Source organism: Kitasatospora sp. NPDC056184, assembly GCF_042268405.1.
GTDB lineage: Bacteria > Actinomycetota > Actinomycetes > Streptomycetales > Streptomycetaceae > Kitasatospora.
The window spans coordinates 258,266-281,190 of record NZ_JBHJUI010000001.1 but is presented as its reverse complement, the minus strand read 5'-3'; the positions used below and the strand labels follow the sequence as shown (position 1 = coordinate 281,190).

The 22,925-nt window shown below is 72.3% G+C and carries 14 protein-coding genes and 1 pseudogene; 5 read left to right on the top strand and 10 right to left on the bottom strand.

The genetic code is table 11. The features are described from left to right. The first annotated feature begins 161 nt into the window (after positions 1-161). Both ACFC0B_RS00880 and ACFC0B_RS00875 read left to right on the top strand, forming a co-directional pair. Complete coding sequence (locus ACFC0B_RS00880; RefSeq protein WP_376080274.1) at positions 162-938, top strand: SDR family NAD(P)-dependent oxidoreductase; 777 nt, start codon at positions 162-164, stop codon at positions 936-938. 301 nt (positions 939-1,239) lie between these two features. Further along, positions 1,240-2,424 carry an ROK family protein gene (locus ACFC0B_RS00875; RefSeq protein WP_376080271.1) on the top strand — a complete coding sequence of 395 codons (1,185 nt, stop codon included), beginning with the start codon at positions 1,240-1,242 and terminating at the stop codon, positions 2,422-2,424. On the opposite strand, the gene ACFC0B_RS00870 is transcribed toward ACFC0B_RS00875, so the two are convergent. The 4 genes from ACFC0B_RS00870 to ACFC0B_RS00855 form a co-directional block, all read right to left on the bottom strand. Further along, positions 2,384-2,782, bottom strand: a complete 399-nt coding sequence (locus ACFC0B_RS00870; protein WP_376080268.1) for a hypothetical protein — start codon at positions 2,780-2,782, stop codon at positions 2,384-2,386. The genes ACFC0B_RS00875 and ACFC0B_RS00870 overlap by 41 nt on opposite strands. 78 nt (positions 2,783-2,860) lie before the next feature. Next, entirely contained in the window at positions 2,861-3,277 is a 417-nt protein-coding gene (locus ACFC0B_RS00865; RefSeq protein ID WP_376080266.1) for a hypothetical protein, read from the bottom strand. Next, positions 3,267-10,829 (bottom strand): RHS repeat domain-containing protein, encoded by a 7,563-nt coding sequence (locus ACFC0B_RS00860; RefSeq protein WP_376080263.1) that lies wholly within the window; start codon positions 10,827-10,829, stop codon positions 3,267-3,269. Before ACFC0B_RS00860 ends, ACFC0B_RS00865 begins: the two co-directional genes overlap by 11 nt. A gap of 303 nt (positions 10,830-11,132) precedes the next feature. After that, complete coding sequence (locus ACFC0B_RS00855; protein ID WP_376080260.1) at positions 11,133-11,906, bottom strand: GntR family transcriptional regulator; 774 nt, start codon at positions 11,904-11,906, stop codon at positions 11,133-11,135. Positions 11,907-12,181: 275 nt separating this feature from the next. Between ACFC0B_RS00855 and ACFC0B_RS00850 the strand changes: the two genes are divergently transcribed. Then, positions 12,182-12,985 (top strand): exodeoxyribonuclease III, encoded by an 804-nt coding sequence (locus ACFC0B_RS00850; RefSeq protein ID WP_376080258.1) that lies wholly within the window; start codon positions 12,182-12,184, stop codon positions 12,983-12,985. A 413-nt stretch (positions 12,986-13,398) separates the two neighbouring features. On the opposite strand, the gene ACFC0B_RS00845 is transcribed toward ACFC0B_RS00850, so the two are convergent. From ACFC0B_RS00845 to ACFC0B_RS00835, 3 genes are read right to left on the bottom strand one after another with little or no spacing between them, the layout of a single operon-like run. Continuing rightward, on the bottom strand, positions 13,399-15,414 hold the full coding sequence (locus tag ACFC0B_RS00845; RefSeq protein ID WP_376080255.1) for a hypothetical protein: 2,016 nt from the start codon (positions 15,412-15,414) through the stop codon (positions 13,399-13,401). A 4-nt stretch (positions 15,415-15,418) separates the two neighbouring features. After that, on the bottom strand, positions 15,419-16,852 hold the full coding sequence (locus tag ACFC0B_RS00840; RefSeq protein WP_376080252.1) for a TIR domain-containing protein: 1,434 nt from the start codon (positions 16,850-16,852) through the stop codon (positions 15,419-15,421). Then, complete coding sequence (locus ACFC0B_RS00835) at positions 16,849-17,475, bottom strand: toll/interleukin-1 receptor domain-containing protein (protein WP_376080250.1); 627 nt, start codon at positions 17,473-17,475, stop codon at positions 16,849-16,851. Before ACFC0B_RS00835 ends, ACFC0B_RS00840 begins: the two co-directional genes overlap by 4 nt. A gap of 195 nt (positions 17,476-17,670) precedes the next feature. On the opposite strand from ACFC0B_RS00835, the pseudogene ACFC0B_RS00830 reads away from it, so the two are divergent. Continuing rightward, positions 17,671-18,091 (top strand): annotated as a pseudogene (locus ACFC0B_RS00830) (transposase); the annotation flags it as partial. Between the two features lie 55 nt (positions 18,092-18,146). After that, positions 18,147-19,061, top strand: coding sequence for an IS982 family transposase (locus tag ACFC0B_RS00825; protein WP_376082310.1), 915 nt, complete (start codon positions 18,147-18,149; stop codon positions 19,059-19,061). Positions 19,062-20,534: 1,473 nt separating this feature from the next. On the opposite strand, the gene ACFC0B_RS00820 is transcribed toward ACFC0B_RS00825, so the two are convergent. The 3 genes from ACFC0B_RS00820 to ACFC0B_RS00810 all read right to left on the bottom strand — a co-directional run bounded on the left by ACFC0B_RS00820 (position 20,535) and on the right by ACFC0B_RS00810 (position 22,865). Further along, complete coding sequence (locus ACFC0B_RS00820) at positions 20,535-21,047, bottom strand: helix-turn-helix transcriptional regulator (protein WP_376082309.1); 513 nt, start codon at positions 21,045-21,047, stop codon at positions 20,535-20,537. Positions 21,048-21,741: 694 nt separating this feature from the next. Beyond that, a complete protein-coding gene (locus ACFC0B_RS00815) occupies positions 21,742-22,320 on the bottom strand; it encodes a PASTA domain-containing protein (protein WP_376080248.1) in 579 nt (192 codons plus the stop codon). Next, positions 22,317-22,865, bottom strand: coding sequence for a SigE family RNA polymerase sigma factor (locus tag ACFC0B_RS00810; RefSeq protein ID WP_376080245.1), 549 nt, complete (start codon positions 22,863-22,865; stop codon positions 22,317-22,319). The genes ACFC0B_RS00815 and ACFC0B_RS00810 overlap by 4 nt, the downstream gene beginning before the upstream one ends. Between the last annotated feature and the right edge of the window lie 60 nt (positions 22,866-22,925).

Here is a 22,925-nt window from a genome sequence, read left to right as displayed (position 1 = left end):
ACCGCCACCCGGCGGCGGCGCGGTACGCGGGCCCGGCCGCGCCGTGTCCGCACCGTCTTCGTGCTGTCTTCGTGCTGTCTTCGTGCCGTAGCCGCGGGATCCGCCGGAGGGTAGGTTCTCCCCGGAGCCGGTGTGCGGCCGGCCGGGAACGGGGTGTCGGGATGTCGGACGAAGCTGACCCGGTACGGGCGGGCCGGGTACTGGCGGGCCGGGCCGCGGTCGTCACGGGCGGCTCGCGCGGGATCGGGCGCGCCGTGGTCGAGCGGCTGGCCGCGGACGGCGCGGACGTCGTCTTCGGGTACGCCCACGACGACGCGGCGGCCCGGGAGGTGGAACGCGTGGTCGCCAGGCACGGCGCCGGACGGGCCCACGCGGTGCGCGCCGACCTCGGAGAACCGGACGGCGCCGAACGGCTGATGGCCGAGGCCGAGGAACGGCTGGGCGGTCTGGACGTCCTCGTCAACAACGCGGCGCGCAGCTTCACCCGGACCCCGCTCGCCGAGACCGGGGCGGCGGACTTCGACGCCGTGCTCGCCGTCAACACCCGCGCGGTGTTCCTGACCCTGCGGTACGCGGCGCGGCGGATGCGCGACGGCGGGCGGATCGTCAACGTCTCCTCCCTCAACACCCGCCGCCCCGCCCCCGGCATCGCGCCGTACCTCGCCAGCAAGGGCGCGCTGGAGCAGCTGACGGCGGCCGCGGCCGTGGAGCTCGGCCCGCGCGGGATCACCTGCAACACCGTCTCCCCCGGGCCGGTGGAGACCGACCTGCTGCGGTCCACCAATCCCCCGCAGGCGCTGGAGACGGTGGCCGGGTTGACGCCGCTTCGACGGCTCGGCCGGCCGGCCGACGTCGCCGACGTGATCGCGTTCCTGGTCGGCCCGGACGGCCGGTGGGTGTCGGGGCAGAACCTCGGCGCGACGGGCGGCCTGTCCTGACGCCGGACGATCCGGGCAGGGTCACGCACTGCCACCCGATCCGTACCATTTCGATACCGAAGCCTTGATGAGCTGGGAAGATGCTCGCCGGGCGGAGCGGGCCCCGGTAGCATCCGGCTCAGGCCACCCCGGACCGGCGCAGGCGGCACAGCACCGCCCTGCCGTTCCGCCGGGCGGCTGACTCCCGCGGGCCCGCCCGGGGGCGGCCTCCGGCACGACCGGCCGGTGGCGTCGCCCGACGGTGCCCGTGTACACGGCACGCGCGAAAGGGCAGTCGCGCGGAACGGCGAAGGGCAGCGTCTTGGCGGACAGACTCACCGGTGGCGACTCCTCACTCCTGCGGCGGATCAACGCCGCGGTGACCCTCCGGGCGCTGCGCGAGGGCCATGCGGTGACCCTGACCAAGCTGGTCGGCGACACCGGCCTCTCCCGGCCGACGGTCGAGGGCGTGATCGAGGGGCTGGTGGAGACCGGACTGGTCGCCGAGGTCGAGCAGCCGCAGCCGGGCAGTCAGCCCGGCGCCGGGCGGCGCGGCCGGCCGGCCCGGTGGTTCCGGTTCCGGGCCGAGGCCGGGCACATCCTCGGCATCGAGATCGGCGTGCACGACATCCGGATCATCCTCGCCGACCTCGCCGGCGAGGTGGTGGGCACCCACTTCCGGCCGGTCGAGGAGAGCCTGGACGCGGAGGAGCGGCTCACCGCGGTGCGGTCGGTGGTCGCGGAGGTGCTCCGCAAGGCGGGCGTCTCCCGGGACAACCTGTGGGCGGTGGGCGTCGGCACCCCGGGCATCGTCGACCGGGACGGCACCGTGCAGTTGGGCACCGCGATGCCCGGGTGGACGGGCCTGGACCTCGGCGCGCGGCTGCGGCGCTCGTTCCGCTGCCAGGTGATGATCGAGAACGACGCCAACCTCGCCGCCATCGCCGAGCACTGGCAGGGCGCGGCGGTCGGCGCCGACGACGTCGTCTTCGTCATGGCCGGGCTGAGCCCGGGCGCCGGCTCCCTCATCAACGGCCGCCTCCACCGCGGCTTCGGCGGCGCGGCCGGCGAGATCGGCGCCCTGCACCTGCTGGGCCAGGAGGTGACGCCGGAACGGCTGCTCTCCACCACGGGCAAGCCCCTCAACCCGCTGGACGAGGCGGCGGTGGCCCGGGTGCTGAAACTGGCCCGCGAGGGCGACGAGGTGGCCAAGGTCGCCACCGACCGCTTCCTGACCCGCCTGGTGCAGAGCGTCGCCGCCCTCGTCCTGGCCATCGACCCGCAGCTCGTCGTCATCGGCGGCTGGGCCGCCGGCCTCGACGGCGTCCTCGACCCCCTCCGCGAACGCCTCGCCCAATTCACCCTCCGCGCCCCCGAGGTGGCCCTCGCCGCCCTGGGTTCGGAAGTCGTCGCCATGGGCGCCCTCCGGGTCGCCCTCGACCAGGTCGAGGAGCAGCTCTTCGCCGTCAACCCCCCTGCGGTGGAACCGACTCCGGCCCGCGCCTGACCGCACCGGGCCCGTACAGGTCGATCCCGCCCCGCCGCGGCAGCTCGTCCTCGAAGTCGCAGGCGGCGACGGCGGGCCGGCCGGCGCCGTGGAGGGCGACGAGGACCCGGGCGACGAGCGCGACCGCCCCGCCCGGGACCGGCCCGGGCGGGAAGTCGAGCTCCACGGTGACCGGCCAGCACAGGAAGTCCGTCGCACCCGCCGCCGCGTCCTCGTTGCGCCGGACCTCGACGACGGCCTCCGGCAGCTCCAACGCCCCGTCCACGAACCGCCCACCGGTGGCGGCCTCCAGCACCACACGGGTCGCCCGGAGGCCGCCGTCCACGAAGATCCGGCAGAACGCGCCGGTCTCCGTCATCGGCCCGGGCCGAAGTCGGGGCGCCGGTCCCGCTCTCGCCTCCGGAGCCCGCAGGTGCGGTACCCGAGCGGCTGACGATCACTCGTCATTGCGGCTCGGTACCTCCGCGAGTGCCACCGAGACGGTCCTTCCGACCACCTCGATCGCCATCGGGCCCTCGACGAACAGCCGGACGACGTCCGGTGTTCCCGCAGGCCGGGGTCCGAGCCGCGCAAGACCCTCCGGCCAGTCGGAACGTGCCGAAGCGATGAGGTCCAGCGAGATCCCGTCGATGAAGGCGCCGTCCATCTCCAGAAAGGGCCCTGCGGCGAAGTGCAGGATGCCGGTGAGCGAGATCACCGCGTCGGGACGACCCGGTCCGTAGCGGAGGCAGACGTCCACTCCTCCGCCCTCCGTCGAGCTGTCGACCAGGACACGCTCGATGAAGTGGTCGCCGAGGCCGGCGAGATCAGCCGCGGCCTGCTCGCAGGCGGCGGCGAGCGAGTCAGCAGTCAAGGTTCTCTCCGTGGTCGTGCGACTGGGTCCGATTGCCCTTCTGGTCCCAACGCAGAGGGTAGTTCTTCTCGTTCGGCCCGGGGTCGAACATCGAGGTGCGAGTCACCCTTCCGTCCTCGATCCGGATCGTCAGCTTGCTGCTGTCCGCACCCTGGTACGTGGCGTACTTCTCGGATATCGCCTGAAGGCTGAACCCGTACTGCCCGAGGATCGCGTCGGCCTGCGTCTGTGTCAGGCCGGAAAAGTCCGGCAGGCGTGCCACGTCGGGGCGGTCGTCCGAGTTGGCATCACCTGGTTCGTCGGGGTAGCCGTCGCAGTTGGGGGCGTCCACCGTCGGGGGCTTCTTGCCGCCCTGGCCGGCGTCGGCCGGGACCGGGGTGCGGTCGAGGGCTCCGTTGGGGAGGGGGCCGGCGGCGGCTGCGGCGGCGCAGGTGTCGGCGGGGCCGCCGGTGCCGCAGCCGGCGGCGGGGTCGGCGGGGTTGTCGATGTGCGGGTCGGGGCTGCTGGTGTCGGTGGGGACCGGCAGCTCGACCGGGCTGGAGAAGTCGATCAGTGCCTTGCGGAGGGTCTCCCAGAGGTGGCGGACGCTGATCTGCGGGCCGCTCTCGTACCAGCTGCCGTCGGAGTAGTGGGAGGTGATGAACGTGGTGTCGGTGATCCAGGTGTCGGTGCGGTTGTAGAGGTAGCTCTCGTCCCACCAGTGGCTGGTCTCGGTGCGGACGTCCTCGGTGGTGGTCCAGCTGATGCCGGTGAAGACGACCGGCTCCGGCTCCGGCTCGGGCTCCGGGGCAGCGGCCGGCTCCTCGTAGGGCGGGGTGCTCTGCGGGAGGGGGACGTGCCGGACCGAGGCGGTGACGACGTTCCTCAGGCGGGGGTTGCCGCGCTTCACCGGGTTCGGCGGGGGCGGCGGCGGGCCGACCCGCGGGTCGGGCGACGGCTCGGCGTCCGGCCGGACCCGGGCCTTGGGGTTGGACGTGCGGCTCGTGGAGCCGTTGGAGTTGAGGACCTTGTAGACGATGACGCCCGCCACCACCGTGGCGATGACCGTCCCGACGACGATGGCCGTGACGCACCCGACGGCACAGGCTGCGACTGCGGCACCCGCTTCCACGGCCGCGGCTCCCACCTCCACGGCGGCGGCTCCGGCGGCCACGGCCTCGCTGCCGACCGCAACCGCGGCCTCACCGAGGATCGAGAGCGCTCCCCCGCCCAGCTTGATGGCCCCATGGATGAGTGCGTCCCCGAAGAAGTGGCCGTTCGGGTCCCAGTGGTTGACCGGGTCGCCGCCGCCATAGGCGTAGCGGTTGGTGGCGGCGGCCGAGCCGAGGCCGGGCACCCGGTCGTCGCCGGAGGTGAAGGTGCCGGTGCCGGGGTCGTACCAGCGGGCCTGGGCGTGCACGCGGCCGGTGGCGGGGTCGGTCCAGCCGCCCTGGAAGCCGAGGCCGGGGGCGGCGCCGGTGGTGGCGGTGGGCTTGCCGAAGGGGCTGTAGGCGCGCCCGGCGGTGAGGGTGCCGCTCCCGGTGTCGGTGGTGCCGAGGACGTCGTGGTGGGCGTCGGTGAGCAGGGTGCGGCCGGTGCCGCCGCCGCTCGGGGCGGCCGCGAGCGGGGTGCCGTCCAGTGCCCGGGCGTAGGACCAACTGCCGTCGGAGTCCGGCTCCTTGGCGAGGCCGGGGTAGCTGAACGCGGCCGCCGCCGCGCTGCCCGCCGTCGCAGCGGTGAGGCGGTCGAGGGCGTCGTAGGCGTAGGAGCGGCCGTCGACGCCGGTGAGCCGGCCGAGCGCGTCGTAGCGGTTGGTGGAGGAGGCGGTGACGGCGCCCGCGGCGTTCTTGGTGGTCGTGGTGGCGAGGGTGCCGCGCGGGGTGAAGGTGTAGCCGGTGGTGGCGCCGTCGGCGGCGGTGCTGGAGGTGAGGCGGTTGCGCGCGTCGTAGGCGGCGGTGCTGGTGCCCGTGGTGGTGTGCTGGGCGGGGGTGCCGGTCCAGTCGGTGACGGAGGTGCGGTTGCCGACGGCGTCCCAGCCGTAGTCGGTGCCGGTGCCCCTGGTGGTGTTGGTGACCCGGGTCAGACGGCCGGCCGGGTCGTAGTCGTAGGTCTCGCCGTGCGGGTCGGCGGTGCCGGTGGAGCCGCTGGTGAGCCGGCGGCCGGCGGCATCCCAGGTGTAGCTCAGCTGGGTGGAGACGTGGCCGGTGGGGTCGGTGACGGTGTCGGCGGTGAGGCGGCCGAGGCCGTCGTAGCCGAGGGTCCGGGTGGGCCCGGCGGTCTGCCCGGCCTTGCGCTGTTCGGTGGTGACCTGGCCGGCCGGGTCGTGGGTGAGGGTGCGGGTCAGGCCGGAGAGATTGTCGGTGACGGTGCCGAGGTCGCTGTTGCCGCTCCAGGTGTAGCTGACGCGGGCGCCGCCGGGGTCGTTCTCGGTGAGCGGGCGGCCCGCGGCGTCGTAGGTGTAGGCGCTGGTGCCGAGCGGGCCCTGGCTGCCGGTGAGCAGGCCGCGGTCGTCCCAGGCGAAGGTCTGGGCGCCGCCGGGGGCGGAGGCGGAGGTGACCCGCCCGCCGAGGTCGTAGCCGAAGGTGCGGGAGGCGTTGCCGTCGCCGCCGGTGCCGGCCTCGGTGGTCAGCCGGCCGAGGCCGTCGTACGTGAACGCACGCTGTACGCCGCCGGGTTCGGTGATGCCGGTGACCTGTCCGGCCGCGTCGTAGACGCTGGTGGTGGTGCGGTCGGCGGCGGACTGGTCGGCGGGGACGGCCGGCAGCGACTGCGCCTCGGCCAGGCCCAGCGTGTTGTACCGCTGGTGGGTGGCGTTGCCGTTGGCGTCGGTGATCCGGGTGAGCCGGCCGAGCAGGTCGTGGCCGAGGCCGGTGACCGGGGCGGAGGCGGCGTCGCCGGGGCGCACGGGCGGGTCGGTGAGCGTGGTGGCCTGGTTGCGGGCGTCGTACGCGGCGCGGCGGACCTGGCCGCCGGGGTCGGTGACGCTGACGGTGTTGCCGGCCGCGTCGTAGCCGTAGGCGGTGCGGGCGAGGACGGTGCCCGCCGGGTCGGCGAAGGCCTCGGCGGTGGCCCGCCCGGCCAGGTCGTACGTGCGGGTGGAGGTGCGGCCGAGCGGGTCGGTCACCGTGCGCGGGCGGCCCGCGAGGTCGTACGTGTAGCGGGTGGTGCCGCGCCCGGCCGGGGTGCTGGAGGCCGGCTCGCCGAGCTTGTCGTAGGTGTACGTGGTGGAGGTGGCGCCGAGGGTCTCGGTGAGGACGTCGCCGAAGTCGTCGTGGGTGTAGGTGGTGGTGTGGCTGTCGGGGGTGGCGGTGCCGTTGCGGACCACCGCGGTGGCGGAGATCCGCCGGTCCATGCCGTCGTAGACGGCGAGGGTCTGCGAGCCGGTCGGGTCGATGACGGACAGCACGTTGCCGTTGTCGTCCCGGCGCACCACGGTCACGCCGGGCGTCGCGCCGGGGGTGGCGGGCGGCAGGGTGGTGCGCACCAGCCGGTCGCGCAGGTCGTAGGTGTAGGTGGTGGTGCGGCCGAGGGCGTCGGTGTGCGCGGTCCGGTTGCCGTCGGCGTCGTACGTCCACTTCTCGACCGGGTTCAGCGCGGCGGTGGCGCCCGGCGGGGTGTAGGCGGGCAGCCTGGCCTCGGTGCGCCGGCCCTGCTGGTCGTAGAGGTAGCGGGTGATCCGGCCGGTCGCGTCCTTGAGGTCGGTGAGTTCGCCGAAGGTGTTGTAGCCGTGGGTCGTGGTGCCCTGCTGGGCCGCCGGGGCGGCGCCGGGGGTGCCGTCCTCGACGGGGGTGGCGGGCGTCGTCGAGGTGGACAGCCGGCCGAACAGGTCGTACGTGTGGGTGGTGGTGTACGCCGGGTCGGGCTGGCCGGGCGCGCCGGGCTGCGGCATGCCGCGCGGGTCGGTGGAGGCGAGGACGCTGCCCCGGGCGTCCCGCCGGAAGCCGGTGACCAGGGCGGTGGCCGGGTCGGGCCGCTGGACGGTGGCGGCGAGCTGGCCGGTGGCCTGGTCCCAGACGCTCTCGCGGACCTCGGTGCGGGTCCCGTCGGTGACGGCGGTGGCGGTGATCAGGCCGGCCAGGTCGTAGGTCGTCGTGGTGGTGCGGTTGAGTCCGCCGGGGTCGGCGACGGTGCGGACGTGGCGGTTGGCCGCGTCGTACGCGTAGGTGGTGGTGCGGGCGGCGGCGCCGTCGCCGCGCACGTCCTTCACCACGTTGCCCGCGTCGTCGTAGGTGTAGGTGTGGAGGGTGATCTCGCGGCTGCTCGTCCCCTGCTGGTTCACCAGCGAGTACGTCTCGGTGAGCACCAGGTCGTCGGCGGTGTAGGTGTAGGTGACCAGGTGCTGCATCGCATCGGTGGCGGCGGAGAGACGGCCGGCGGCGTCGTACATGTAGCCCTGGAGGCGGATGCGGCGCGGCGCGGTGTGGGCGGTCGGGTCGTCGACGAAGTCGAGGAGGTCGACGCCGCTCAGCCGGCCGTTGACGTCGTAGCTGTAGACGTAGTGCGCGCCGTTCGGGCTCCAGCTGTCGGTGACGTTGCCGAGCTGGTCGTACGTCACGCGTTTGGTGGTGACGCCGTCCTGGGTGACGGTGGTGAGCCGGTCCTGGGCGTCGTAGGCGTAGCCGGTGACGCGCGGGGCGTCGCCGCCCTGGGCGGCCGGGGTGAGGTCGGCGACGGTGCGGGTCGCCGGGTTGCCGTCCTTGTCGTAGGTGTAGGTGGTGCGGGACTGGTGGGTGACCCCGGTGACGGGGTTCGTCACCGGGGAGCCGGTCTCGGTCGCGACCCGCCCGGCCTTGTCGTAGGTGTAGGTGGTGACGACGCCCTCGGGGTGGGCGGCGTCCGTGGTGCTGCGCTTCACGACGCGGCCGAGGTCGTCGTAGAAGGTGTTGGCGCTCTGCCCGTCCGGGGTGGTGACCTTCGTCTGGTCGCCGTGGACGTCGTAGCCGTAGGTGGTGGTCCGGCCGTCGGGGTCGGTGATGGTGACCGGCACGTTGCAGGTCGAGGCGGCGCCGCCCTCGTGTCCGGGGTGGGAGTCGTTGACCGCCGGCGGGCTCGGCACGCCGTCCTGGCAGGCCCACGTCGTCCGGGTGACCCCGCCGGTCGGGTCGGTCTCGCTGCTCTGGTTGCCGAACCAGGTGAGGCCCATCGAGGTGGTGTGCAGGTTGGCGTCGGTGGCGCTGATCGGCCGGCCGTTGCGCCGGTCGCCCGCCCACGCCGCGCTGTAGTACTCGGTCCGCTGGGTGACGAGCGGCTGGGTGGGGGTGCGGTAGCGGATGGTGCTGCCCAGCTCGTTGGTGCCGGAGTACCAGCCGTAGCGCTGGACGTTGCCGTTCTCGTCGACGGCGGCGGAGAGGTGGCCGACCGCGTCGTACAGGAACATCCGGGTGCGGCCCGGCGGCGGGGTCGGTGTCCCGTACCACCGGTACTCCAACTGCCCCGCCGGGTTGTACTGGTAGTAGGTGTGCACGCCGCGCGGGTCGGTGCGGTGGACGATCAGGTTCGGCCGCGGCCCCGAGGTGTCCGTCCACCGGTCGTACGTCCAGCCGTTGTCGACGCCGGTGGCGGTGTTGTCGGACTTGCCGACGTGCTCGACCAGGTTGCCGTTGTACGTGATGGTGGTGCTGTTCTCGGCGCGGGCCCGCTGGACCTTGACCAGCCGCCGCGGGGCGCCGTCGGGGCGGCTCGCCTCGTAGGTGTAGGTGGTGCAGTTGTCGACCGGGTCGCAGACCTTGGTCAGGTAGTCGCCGTCGTACGTGTAGTGCCAGGTGAGCGCGCCCTGGGCCTGCGGCCAGGAGTCGGTCGACACCCAGATGACCTTGCCGCCCACGATCTGCAGGTACAGCTTCCGGCCGGAGGAGGCGAGGTTGATCACGCTCAGGCTGCCGGTGGGGTCGGTGTCCTTGTAGAGGTTGCCGAAACCGTCGGAGCGGGTGACCTGGCGACCGCCGTAGTAGTCCGTGCCGTCGACCCGCAGATGCCCCGGGCCGACCCACTCGCCCACCCCGCTGCCGCCGTACTCCGGGACGAGGGTGCCGTCCGGGTTGCGGCCGAAGTTGACCTTCCGCCCGTCCTCCAGCCACAGCGTGGAGATCTCGCCGCCCTGGTCGGTCATCCCGGTGTCCCAGAACGTGGACCAGCCCATGCCGAACACACCCTTGGTGGTGCCGGCGCTGTTGTACGTCCGCTTGATCTGCAGGCCGATGCTCGGCTGCGGCAGGTCGATGTCGATGTCCTGCCGGGCGTAGTTGCCGGCGTAGAGGTTGACCCCGGTCTCGTCCAGGGCCGCCGGGTCCAGGCCCAGGTGGCCGCCGTCGTTCGGCACCGGGACGACCACGGTGAACGGGCTCATGCTGCTGAACGGCGAGGTGTAGCCGGCGTCCTGGACGCGGATGCGCCAGTAGTAGGTGGTGTTCCAGCGCAGCGCGTCGGCGGGCGGTGTCCAGGTGGCCAGGACGCCGAACCCGGTGTGGGCCCGGAGCGGCGTCATGCCGGAGCCCCAGCAGCCGCCCGCCGCCGGGTCGTTGGAGGGGCACACCTGGAACTCGGCGGAGGTGGGCACCGTGCCGTCGTCGGCGACGAAGGCGGACAGCTCCGGGGTGCGGGAGTTGACGGTCCCGCCGACGCCGGGCCAGCCGTCCCGGGCGGTCGGCGCGTAGTGCGGCACGGTCAGCGCGGCGGCCTGGGCGGCGGGGACTCCGTAGTGGGAGAAGAAGTAGGCGCCGTTGCTCCGGTCCGTCATCTCGTACACCAGCAGGTAGCTGCCCGCGCCGAGGAAGGGGATGACGGCGTTGAAGGTGAGGGACTGCCCGGGGGCGACGTCGGAGGGGAGGTTGGTGAAGGAGGCGATGTAGTTGATCAGGGTCTGGTCGGACCGGTAGAGGTGCAGGCCGATCGCCTGGCCGGTGGTCGTCCAGGTGAAGTCGGAGGTGTTGGTGACCGTCACCTGGAGGTAGCCGACCTCGTCGTAGCGCGGGGCCAGGACGAGCGGGCCGACCTGGTAGGTGGCGCCGTAGGTCTGGGCGGCGACGGCCTGCGGGGCGGCCTCCTTCGTCGGCGCCGCCAGTTCCTCCAGCGTCAGCGGGGCCGGGCCGGCCGGGGAGCGCCGGCGCTTGCCGGTGTCGTCCACCTCGGCCGTCGGGATCCGGTACTCCGGCAGCTGCTGCGCGGCGGCGAGCTCTCCGAGGCGCTTGCCGTGCTCGGCGGCGTCCGGCGCGGGGTCCGGACCGGGGGCGGGCCGCACGGGCTGCTGCGCGGCCTTGACCTCGGTGGCGATCCTCGCCCGCTCCTGGGCGAGCGGGCTGTCGTCCGGTGCCGTTTCCTGCGTCGGTGGCGGATCGACGCTCCGTCCGTCGGCGCTGACCTTGCCGGGTGGCAGCGGCTTGGAGACCACCGGGTGGTCCCGGCCCGCCGCCCACGCCGCGGTCGGCGGGATGCCGAGGCCGAGCGCGAACATCGACAGGATGAGCAGCTGCGCGACGCGGCGCCCGACCGGGCCCCCGCCGATCCTGCCGTACCAGTGCGTCTTCAGGTGCGCGTTCAGGTGCGTGTTCAGGTGCGTGTTCACGTGCGCGTTCACGGCCCCACCCCAGGATCGCCGGACACTTGGCTTGCACGAACGGGTCTTTCCTGCCCCGGTCCTGCGCCGCGGTGCCTCGCGCGGACGGGTCGCACAGAGATCGTCCGTAACCTATCGACCCTTGCGGCGCCTGCCCAGGGGCGGCCCCGAACGGTTGCCCCTCGTTCAGGAACCCGTGATGTCCGGGCGCCGCCCCGCCCCCCGCCTCCCCGCCTCCCCGCCTCCCCGCCGGACACGAAACGGCCCAGGCCCGGGCGCCTGGTGGGGCGCTCGGGCCTGGGCCTGAGGGTTTTCGGGAGTGGTTCAGGAGGCGGCGGCACCCACGGGGGCGGCGCCGACGGGGGTGACCTCGACGAGGCCGGTCTCGCCGAAGGTCAGCTTGCAGGTGTCCGCGCGGTAGGTGGAGACGGCGAGCGCGACGAGCCGGCCGGCCGCGGCGTACTGCGTGGTCATCACCAGCACCGGCGAGCCGGGCGGGCGCTCCAGCAGCGCGGCCTGCTCGGCCTCGGCGACGCCCAGCTCGACCGAGCGGGACTCGCCGTCGACCTCCAGGCGCTCCAGCTGCCGCAGCACCGAACGGGCGCGGTCGCTCTCGGCGCGGAAGCCCGGCAGGTGCGGCAGCGCGGCGGCGGGGACGTGCAGCGACTCGGTGGCCATGGACCGGCCCTGCACGAGGCGCACCCGGCGGACGGTGTGCACGGGGGCCCCCTCGGCGACCCCGAGCGCCTCGGCCAGCCGCCGGGCGGCCGGGGCGGTGGTGCAGTCCACGGTACGCCAGGCCTGGCTGCGGGCGGCGCCGGGCCAGCCCTCCTCCTGCCGGTTCACCGGGACGCCGACCCGGGGGGCGGCGATGAGGGTGCCGATGCCGCGCCGGCGGACCAGACGGCCCTCCAGCTCCAGCTGGTCGAGCGCCTGCCGCAGGGTGGCCCGGGCGACACCGAAGCGGGCGGAGAGCTCGCGCTCGTTCGGCAGGATCTGGCCGGTGGAGAACTCCGTGTCGATGGCGCGGAGCAACACCGTGCGCAGGTGCCAGTACTTCGGTTCCGGTACCGCCGTGAGCTGTCCTGTCGTTCCCACCGTGTCCTCCACCCTGGTGTCTTCCGTACTGCTGAAAGAGGGCGGATCCCGGCCCGCTGCCCGCTGTTGCGGCAGGTGGGAGAGCGGGCTTTTTCCGTCCTTCTTTATTAAAGGTCCTTGCAGTAAGTGACCCTAGGGGCTGGATCGGGAGATGGTCAAGACCAATGGCGCGGCGCAACGGGACTGCCTCAGAGTTTCATGGTGCGTTCACGTCAGCTCCGCAAGCGGACGCGTCGCGGCACGGCCCCGCACGCGGCAGTGGGTAGGCTGCCCGGGTGATCGTGGTGACGAGTGTGAATGTGAACGGAATCCGGGCGGCGGCCAAGAAGGGCTTCATCGAGTGGCTGGCCGCCACCGAGGCGGACGTGGTCTGCCTGCAGGAGGTGCGCTCCGAGCCCGAGCAGCTCCCCGTCGAGCTGCGCGACCTGGACGGCTGGCACGCGGTGTGGGCCCCGGCCGCCACCAAGGGCCGCGCCGGCGTGGCGATCCTCTCCCGGACGGAGCCGAGCCGTACGGCCATCGGCTTCGAGTCGGCGGAATTCGACAATTCGGGCCGGTACGTCGAAATCGACCTCCCGGGCCTGACCGTGGCCAGCCTCTACCTCCCCTCCGGCGAGGTCGGCACCGAACGCCAGGACGAGAAGGAACGCTTCATGGCGGAATTCCTCGTCCACCTCACCGAGCTCCGCACCCGCGCCGCCGCCGACGGCCGCGAGGTCGTGGTCTGCGGCGACTGGAACATCGCCCACCGCCCCGAGGACCTCAAGAACTGGAAGGCCAACCAGAAGTCCGCCGGCTTCCTCCCCGAGGAACGCGCCTGGCTCTCCCGCGTCTACGACGAGGCCGGCTACACCGACGTCGTCCGCCGGCTCCACCCCGACCGCACCGGCCCCTACACCTGGTGGTCCTACCGCGGCCGCGCCTTCGACAACGACTCCGGCTGGCGGATTGACCTCCAGGTCGCCACCCCCACCCTCGCCACCCGCGCCACCGACGCCCGCGTCGAGCGCGCCGAGACCCACGCCGAGCGCTGGTCCGACCACGCGCCCGTGACTGTGGCCTATGACCTGGAACACTGAACTGAGTGCCGGAAAACCGGGCTACCGCTCGCATCCATCGGCAGCATGACCGTCACGGTGCTCCGCACCGGATCCCCAGTAGAGCCTCGCTCAGCCCATAGTCGCGAAGCGCCGCACGCCACTCATGCCGGCTGACGGCGAGGAGCCCGGCCGGACTGAGGCAGGTCAAAGCGGAATGGCGGTCCGGCAGCCCGGTTCATCGCGGATCCCGCTCCCGCCGACCGCTGTCCGAAGTTGATGCTTGTGTGCCGTCCGGGTGCCCGGACGGCACACGAGTTATGGATGGCGGAGCCGAGGCAGGACGGCCCGGGCTGCCACGGACACAGTGCGAGGCCACTTGCGCCGTGGGCGAGGCCGCCCGCCGGCAGCCGGGGCCCACCCCTACTTGGTACGGCCCGCCGCGTCGCCGTCTCTCACTCCTCCTTCCAGGCCTCCCCGCCCTCCGCATCGGGCAGCGCGGGCCGCTCCGCGTCTTCGATCCCGGCCGCCTCGCGCAGGTTCTGCATCCGGTCCATCAGCGCCTCAAGACGGCTGATCGGCAGCGTGTCGAGGAATGCCGAGAGATCGCCCCCGCTGAGGAACTGCGGCACGGGTGCCTGGGAGATCTCCCTGAGCATCTTGAGCACCATGACGTTCGGTAGGCCGAGGGACTCGATCTCGGCCTCCAGTGGCAGCCTCAGACGCCGCCGCTCCGCTTCCACCCGCACCTTGTCGATCGCGTCCTCGCGCTCCGCGTTCTCCAGTTGCAGCGCGAGTTTCTCGCTCTCCATCTCCTCGTCGGCTGTCCGCTTGAGCATCTCGTTGAGCCTCTCGTCCTCCGCCCGGAACTCGCCCAGGTGCGTGCTCTCGGCCTCCACCCCCCAGTTACGGAGTCCGTTCTCCACCATGGTGGCGAGGTCGAGCCGGTTCTCCCGGTAGTTCTTCACGAACTCCAGCACGGTCGACGAGGTGGCGATCTGGTTGAAGTACGAGGTGACAATGGGGCCCAGGACGCGTTGAACGAAGCGCTGGACGGGCAGCCGGTTGGCGTCGAGGCCACCGATGTCCGAGATCAGGGCTCCGCCGTTCCTCCGGACCAGTCCGGGAGCGGACCGGGCGGGAATCCGGATGACCTGCTTCACATCCACGGACAGCCGGTAGCCCTGGACGGTGACCGTGATCCTCCCCAGGTGCACGTCGTAGTTGTCCTGCTTCTCGGGCGTCTTCTCGTCCCACTCCAGGACGAGGAGGCTCGTCGGGATCAGCATGACGCGGACGAAGTACGGGTTGAGCGCCGCGACCGTTCCCCCCTTGAGGACCTCCTCCTGCACCCCCCGGCGGCCGCCGTTGCGCAGGAACACCCAGGGCAGGTGGAACCCCTGGTGGCCCGGCACCACCGGTCCCATCTCGTCGCCGTCCCCCGGCTCCGCACCGTCGAGCGTGATCACCACACCGGTCCGGTCGGCGGGGATGGCGATCTGCTTCAGGTGCTCGACTTCCAGCGGTCCGCCACGCGCCTCCGCGTTGAGCACGGTGATGACGTCGAACAGGGCCGGGTTGATGTCGTAGTAGGCACCGCCCTGGAGAACGGCGAGCTGCTTGCCCTGCTGGCCGCCGCCGGCGAGGAACCGGTGGCCGTCCTGGAAGTCGTCGCACTCCACATGACGACCGAAGAGCGCCCCGGGCGGCCGGTTCCCGCCGGCCCTCGCGTCGACCAGGCCGATGGTGCCCGTCGGAACGTGCACCCGGTCCACCAGCCGCACCCGGAACAGTTCCGTGTTGATGGCGTAGGACTGTCCACCGACCAGGACACCGACCTGTGTGCCCTGTTCTCCGCCGTTCAGCAGGAAGCCCGCGCCGTCCTGGAAGTCGTCGCAGGGCACCGGCAGCGCCAGCGCCCGGTTCCCCGGCCGCGTCCGGCCCGCCTTCGCCGTCACCAGTCCGATCTTGCCATCCGGCACCTGCGTCCGGGGGACGGTCCAGGTGCGGACGAACGGTGAAACCCGGTGGCGCCCGGGCAGGAACGTGAAGGCGAGTACCCCGTGGGTGGCGTACGGGGTGACCAGCGGGAAGTCCGGGTGGGTCCGGCCGTACCGGCGCCGCACGAGGCCGACGTGACCGGGTGGCACGTAGAGGACACAGAACCGGATGGCGGTACCGAGCACCATCAGGAGCAGGAGGGAAACGAGCAGGACACCCATGTATGAGACCTCTGCAAGTGTGATTTGGATCAGGACGGCGAAGGAGATGCAGGTCAGGTAGAGTTCGGACCGCTTCCCTTCCCCAGCGCGCACTTTCCGTAGGACGTAGGGGGTGTAAGCCCAGAGGCCGAAGACGTTCACCGCCCCGTGGACGGAGATCGCCAGTCGATTGCAGACGGCCAGCGAGCACAGCGCGGCCAAGGACCCGACCAGGTAGATCGCCAGATCCATCCGACTCGTCCACTTCACCGGCTCACCTCCTTTCCCCCCTGCGTAGATGCACGGCCAGAACCATGGAAGTCCACTCGTCGTACCAGTGGTTGAACGGTTCGTTCTGCGGGTTGCGCAGCGTCGGATAGTACGCGGTGCGGGGACCGGGCCCCGCTCGCTCCGTCACTTCGGGGTAGAACCGCGGCACCAGCGCGTCGGCGGAGCTGCGCCAGCCACAGGCCACCGACAGCGCGAGGAAGTCCGCGTGCCGGTTTCCGCGTACCGCGGCCCGTGCCGCCTGGGCGCTCCAGCCCTGCCGTCCGTGCGTGTGGTCGGCCCAGATGCCGTCGACGCGGGCCAGGACCTCGACGGGGATGCGGCGTGCGTGGCGGGTGCCCAGCCAGCCCTCGTCAAGACGGTCGGCCGCCTCCAGCACGATGGTGGTGGTCTGGAGATCCGCGTGCGCGAAGTTGCCCTCGGCGAGATAGCCGTCGAGGCGTCCGAGGGAGACGGCCGCCGGCACCCGCACCGTCTGCACCGCGGGCCGCTGGAGCGGAGCCGGGAACAGGGCGGACATCTCGTCCGGCGAACTGCCGTTCCGGGAGGCGGTGTCGATGTCCCGCAGCCGGCCGAGTTCCTCCGGGCTCAGCAGTCGACCGTCCCGGGCGTCGACGTACCAGGCGTGTGCCAGGAGGTAGTTGCGCTTCCCGTCCAGCAGGACCAGGAAGAAGGGGCGCTGGTGGTGCATCGCCTCCAGGATCATGTCCGTGACGTCGTCCGAGTCCTGGGAATGTGGTGACATCAGGACGATCACGGCCGTCGCGAAGTCCAACTGCTGGCGCCTCACCCAGACGTGTGAGTCCCCGGCCTTCAGGTCCGCGACCGACCAGAGGTGCAGTCCGGCTCCTCTCACCTGGTCGGCGAGCGCGTGGGCGTACGCCGTGTCGGCCTTGTCGTAGCAGAGGACGACAGCGGGGCGGTCGGGCGGCACGAGGGGTCGGGGCGGCGACGGCTGGGCCGACGCGATGTTCTCCGCGTGCCCCGGTGCGACGGATCCGCCGGAACCGTGCCGGACGGTCTCGCCGCGGATGGCGGCGACGAGTCCGTCGACCTTCCGCTCGTAGTCGGCGGCGTCCACGGTCCTGAAGTCGCGCCAGACCCGGCTCGCGGCCAGGGGCGGGAGCGGGGCGTCCCCGATCAGCAGCGGAATGAGCCGCAACTGCCGCCGCGCCCCGGCCGTGACCAGGGCCGCGTACTCCTCGCGGGCCCAGGACGAGGTGCGCGAGGCCGGGCTGATGACGACCAGGACACACCCGGCGTCCTCGATCGCGGCCTCGGTGTGGTGCACGCCCACGTCACCGGGCAACACGTCCCACTCGTCGAAGAGGACGGTCAGGGCGCTCTGCCTCAGGCGGGCCGCCAGCGCTCTCGCCCAGTCGGCGTCCTCCCGGGCGTAGGAGAGGAACACCTGGGTCATCCGGATTCGCCCCGCGGCCGTACCGCTCGCACCAGCGCGGCGAGGTTCGCGTCGTAGGGCGCGCTGCCGGGGTCGCGCAGGTCCGCGGGCCGGCGGATCCGGGCGAAGGGCGGCAGTTCCACGTCGTCCACGAGCACCGGGATGAACCGCCGCCCACCGCTGTGCGCACGCTGGAGCAGCGCCGCGTACTCGTCGCGGATCGCGGCGTCGTTCATCGTCGCGCTGCTGAAGAGCAGGATCCCGTTGGCCGTGACGCGCAGGGCCGCTTCCTTCTCCAGGCTCTCCACCAGCCCCGGGCCGATCCACTCGGCCAGGAAGACCCGCAGCCCGTCGGCACGCAACCGGCTGGCGAGGGCCTGCGCAACCTCGGTGTCCGCCTGGGCGTAGGAGACGAACGCGTCGTACGTGTCGCCGGGTTCGGCGGCGGGTCCGGTGGCGGGTCCGGTGGCGGGTCCGGTGGCGGATTCGGTGACGGGTTCCAGCGCGGGCGGGGCATCCGCAGGACGCCGTATCCGTGACAGCCGCTCACGCACATCGATGCCGGCCGAGAGCACGGCGGCCCCGGCAGTGAACACGGCGGCGGCCGCGCCAATGGCGGCGATCGCAACTTCCCATGACCCCATACCCGGAGGTTAGCCCCTACTCCCCGAGCCCCCGTGCTTTTCCACCATCATTGAGCTTCTTCAGAGGTAACGGCCGATCCGGTGACGGTCAGCGAGGCCACAACGGGCAAGGGCCTCTGGGCCGTTGATCGGAATGTCCGACGGTTCGACCACGCTCTCCAGGGGTGTCGCCGGCCGTCCGTCCTGCCTTGCGACTCACTCCACCGCCGCCACCGCGCGGCCGGGTTCAGGAAGTTCCTCGCCAAGCCCGACGAGGAGGTGCCCGCCGATCTGGAGGTGCACCTGATCTGCGACGACTACGCCACTCACAAGACCCCCTCGATCCAGAAGTGGCCGGCCGGCCACCCCCGGTGCCATCTGCACTTCACCCCGACCGGCTCGTCCTCGCTCAACCGGGTTGAGCGATGGTTCGTCCTGCTGACGGACAGGCAACTCCGACGCGGCGTCCGCAGTCCGCAAGTCCGTCCAGGCCCAGGAGAAGGACATCAGGGCCTGGATCAAGACCTGGAACGAGGACCCCCGCCCGTTCACCTGGATCAAGACCGCCGACGAGATCCTCGAACGGCTCGCCTCGTTTCTTGAACGAATTCCTGGCGCAGGACCACTAGATGATTGATGCCAAGGGCACGTTGGCGCGCATGAAATGAAGCGAGGGAGTCCAAAGGTTGGTTGTGACGCCTGACCTGGACTCCCTCGCGACCGCACTCTACGTGAAGACCGACGACCTGCTGAAGGAATCGCCGCATCTGGCACCGTGGCGACCCGAGATCGGCATCGCGCCCCGGCTCGGTGACGCCGAGCCGGTCACCCTCGCTGTGATGCAGGCCCTGCTCGGCTTCACCTCCGAACGCCGCTGGATCCGCCACGCCCAGGCTCACCTGCGGCACCTGTTCCCTTACCTGCCCGGGCAGTCGGGCTACAACCGGCGGCTGCGCAAGGCCGCCGACCTGATCGCCCACGTCAACCGCCAGCTCGCGACCGGCACCTCGATGTGGACCGACACCGTGTGGGTCGTCGACTCCACCCCGGTGGAGTGCGGGCGCTCCCGAGAAACGGCCAAGCGCTCCGACCTGGCCGGATGGGCCGAGTACGGCTACTGCGCCAGCCACTCCCGATACTTCTGGGGCCTTCGCCTGCACCTGCTGTGCGCCCTGCACGGCCTGCCCGTCGCCTTCGCGCTGACCGGCGCGAAGGCCGACGAGCGCGAGACCCTGCTCGGCATGTTCCACGCCGAGCCCGACCTCGTCGCCTCCCGCCCGGGCCAGACCCTGATCAGCGACCGGCAGTACTACGGCCGCGTCTTCGAAGAGGAACTCGCCTCGTGGGGCGTGCGTCTGCTGCGGCCGGCCCGCAAGGGCGAGCCCGTGCGGGCCGGCTCCGCTCTGTTCAAGCCGCTGCGGCAGGTCATCGAGTCCGTCAACCAGACCTTCAAGGCCCAGCTCGACCTCGAACGCCACCCGGGCCGCACCCCGGGCGGCGTCATGGCCCGCGTCCTGCAACGCATCCTCGCCCTGACCAGCGCGATCTGGCACAACGACCACACCGGCCAGCCCGTCATGCGCTCGCTGACCGCCTACGACCACTAACCCTTCGCATCATTCATCTAGACGATGATCAACGGCCAGCTCAGACCCACCTACCTTCACGACCGCGGGGTCCAGGCCCGCGCGCGCACCTCCGGCGGCGACATGTACTCCACCTGCAGCGAGTGGATGCAGCTCGCCCGCTGGCTGCACCGCAACGGCGTCACCGACCTCGGCGACTGCACGGCCGAGCGCTGGCGCTCGTTCATCGGCGAGCGCCTGGCCGGCCTCTCGCGCACCACCGCGGCGATCGCCTGCGGCCGCCTGACGGACCTGTGGGCCTTCGACAGGCTCAGCGCTGCACCGACCGGCGTCGCCCGTACGCCCTGGGAGACCGAGGGTGTGGACGACTTCCTGCCGGCCGCCGACGGCGGACACGTCGAGAACACGACCGAGCCACTGGACCCGCAGGTCCTGGGCCCGCTGCTGGCCTGGTCGATCCGATTCGTCGACGACTTCGCCGACGACATCCTCACGGCCTGGAACGAACGCCGCCGTCAGATCGACCTCGCCGCGACCAGCAAGGCCACGACGACGACCTGGGCCGCGCTGGAAGACCTGCTGCTGCCGATGATCCGGGACGGGAAGGCCCTGCCAGCCGGCGCGGGCACGCACAAGGCGTCGCTGTCACGGCAGTACATCGCCGCGCTGACCGGCGCCAGCGTCGGCCAGATCCACCGCTTCGCCCTCCAGCACGACCTGGTGGCCGCCGTGGAACAGCAACCCGGCCCCTGCCCGATGGACGTCCCCGTCCGCGGCCGTCTCGACGGCCGGCCCTGGCGCGAACACATGGACTTCCACGAGACCGCGGAGCTGATGCGGCACCTGGCCACCGCCGCCGCAGTGATCTGCCTCTACCTGACCGGCATGCGGCCCCAGGAAGTCCAGAGCCTGCGCTCCGGCTGCTGCCCCGACCCGCAGCCCACCGTCGACGGCGCACCCGGACGCCACCTGATCCGCGGCCGCCACTTCAAGAACGTCACCGACAGCGACGGCAACCACGTCTCCGCCGGCGAAGTCCGGGCCGTCCCCTGGGTCGCAATCACACCGGTCGTCAACGCCATCCGCGTGCTGGAGCGGATCGTGCCCTCGGGTGAACTCCTCTTCGGCTCGGCTCACCACTTCACCCAGGATCGCGCCGGCGCGCTGAAGGCCGGCACCCTGAACATCCGCATCAAGGACTTCGTGACCTGGATCAACGACGAAGCCGCCACCAAGGACCTGACTGGCCAGAGCATCCCCGACGACCCGCACGGCCCGATCAACACCAGCCGCTTCCGCCGCACCCTGGCTTGGCACATCGCCCGCCGCCCCGGCGGCCTGGTCGCCCTCGCCATCCAGTACGGCCACATGCGAACCGTCCTGGACGCCCGCACCTCCAGCGGCTACGGCACCCGCAGCCGCGGCGGCATCCACACCGTCCTCGACGTCGAGTCCGCGCTCGCCGCGGCCGACACCGCCGCCCGCCTCCGCGACCTACTTGCCGCCGGCGAGCGCATCTCCGGCCCCGCCGCCCAGCGCGCCCTCACCGCGGCCGCCCACGTACCCCGCTTCGAAGGCCGCATCGTCCCGCGCACCTTCGTCCACAAGGCCCGCGACTACCTCGCCCGCGACGGCATCGTCCTGTTCGACAACCCCGACGCCCTGCTGATCTGCGCGTTCAAGCGCGACAACGCCCTGTGCGAACCGGACCCCGGAGCGAACTCGCCCCGCCAGTACGACTGCCGACCCGGCTGTGCCAACACCGTCCGCACCGACACCCACGCCCGTCTGCTTCGGGCCCGGGCCGACGAACTCGACCGCCTCGCCGACCGCCCTGGCCAGCCGGGGCAGCAGCTCCGGGCGGGGAACGCGGCTACCGGCGAGGTAGAGGCTCACCGCCCGCTCGGTCACGCCAACCTCGCGGGCGATCCGGGCGACCGAGGCGCCGGCGGCGGTGCGGGCCGCCCGTAGCTTCTCCGCGTCGAAGCCGTACGGGAACGTGCTCACACCCGTCTCCTACCCGCCGTCGTATGCGAAAGTCCGTTCACCCTGAACGATCGGCACATGGCCCGGGTGGGCGAAGGTCCGTTCAGGGGTGAACGGACCGCAAGGGGGGAGACAGTCTCGCGTTCCGTTCACCCCTGGTGGGGTTCTCACTTGCAGGAAGGGGACCGACTCGGCCGCTCAGCCTCACGTTCCTGACACCTGTAGATGCCTTGTGACCTGCTCAAACGACCCATGAGTCCTGGATAGCAGCTGGCACGGGTCGGCGCGCGCCGGCCGCGACGCGCGGTACGGAAGGGTCCGGTCACCTCGCTTCCGGGCGCTCGCGGCGCGCGGCGGCGGTCAGGCCGACCGTGAGAAGTCGGAGTCTCATGACTGACACGGTGTCAGCAGCGAGGGTGCGGCGGTGCCGTTGTCGCTGGACCGTGACGAGGCCATGGCGCGGCCGGGACGGGGAGTCGGCGGTCGGCGCGCGCACGGGCGGAGCGTCTGTGCGCGCATGCTCCGCCGACGCCACGGCCCTGCGCCCCACCGGCAGGAGCCCTCCCCCCACTCCCCTCCCCGCACGCGCCCCTCGGAAAAGTCCAGCAGCGGCCCGGAGGGGCGGGCGTCCAGCCGGTGCGCCGCGGTCGACGGACTGCCCGCGCACCGGCACCTGGGTCACTCGGCCGGTGCGCGGGCCGAAGGGCCCGGTCGCTCAGGTTCCGCCGGGTTTGCCCGTCGAGACCAGCAGGAGGACGGACGAGCCCGGTGCCACCGGTTCTGCGCCGCCCCGGGGCTGACTGCTGATCACCTGCCCGGCGGGAGCGTTCCAGTCCGTGTGCCGCATGATCGTGCAGCTCAGTCCGAGTCCGCGCAGCAGGCTTCCGGCCTGTTCGACCGGCATGCCGGCCAGGTCCGGCAGCGCGATGCCCGCTCCCGCGGTCTGCTCCTGCTCCTGTGTCGGAGTCGCATCGGCGCTTCCGCTCTTGGGGGTGCCGGTGGCGAGCGGGGTGCACGCCCCGTTCGCCGGTGAGGACAGGGACGGGGAGGCGCCGGGCGCGGGCGGCACGGGCTTCAGCGCGAAGAACCCCACCGTGGCGCACGCCAGCACGCAGCACGCCGCAGCGGTGCCGAGGAGCGCCCGGCGGGTGCGGCTGCGGCTGACGGCTCGCTCGATCGCGGCCGCGTCGACGACCGGCGCCGTCGGCCCGTCGGCGAAGGAGGCCACCGCGGCACGCAGCTCGGCTTCGAGGCCCGGCTCGAACGGGGCCGGTCCGGACGACGTGTTCCTCACTTCGTACCTCCGAAAGCGGCCGGCGGCGTGTGCGGCGCCTGGGCGCCCGATACGGAATCGCGCAGCTTGGCCAGGCCGCGGGCGAGCTGGGACCTCACCGCACTCGAAGAGATGTCCAGGACGTCGGCGACCTGCCGGGCGTCCAGATCGTGCAGGTAGTACAGGACCACCACGCTGCGCATGCCCATCGGCAGTCCGAGCAGTGCCTCGATCAGTTCCGCGCGCAGATCCACCTGCCCGAACCGGTCCCGGGGGTCGGCCGTCTCGGGCACCCCCGACAGCCCGGGGCGCTCGCCCCGGCGCGACAGCCGCCGCCAGCGGTCGTTGGCCAGGTTGACCAGCACTTTGCGCACGTACGCCTCCGGCGAGTCCGCCGCCGCGACCTTCCGCCACTGTCGGCACGCCCGCTCCAGCGTCTCCTGCACCAGATCCTCGGCCACGTGCACGTCACCGGTCAGCGCATACGCGGTGCGGAACAACGCTCCCGACCGCTGTGCGACGAACTCCGTGAATCCGTTGCCCGGACCGCTCCTGCGAAACCTCACCCGCCGACCTCCTCTCCTCGTCCCGTCCCGATCACTGCCCCCATGACGGCGGAACGGGGC

Coding starts and splice junctions, on each gene's coding strand:
- ACFC0B_RS00835 (WP_376080250.1), bottom strand. CDS start 17,475: ATGGGGTCATGGGAAGTTGCGATCGCCGCCATTGGCGCGGCCGCCGCC.
- ACFC0B_RS00840 (WP_376080252.1), bottom strand. CDS start 16,852: ATGACCCAGGTGTTCCTCTCCTACGCCCGGGAGGACGCCGACTGGGCG.
- ACFC0B_RS00880 (WP_376080274.1), top strand. CDS start 162: ATGTCGGACGAAGCTGACCCGGTACGGGCGGGCCGGGTACTGGCGGGC.
- ACFC0B_RS00870 (WP_376080268.1), bottom strand. CDS start 2,782: ATGACGGAGACCGGCGCGTTCTGCCGGATCTTCGTGGACGGCGGCCTC.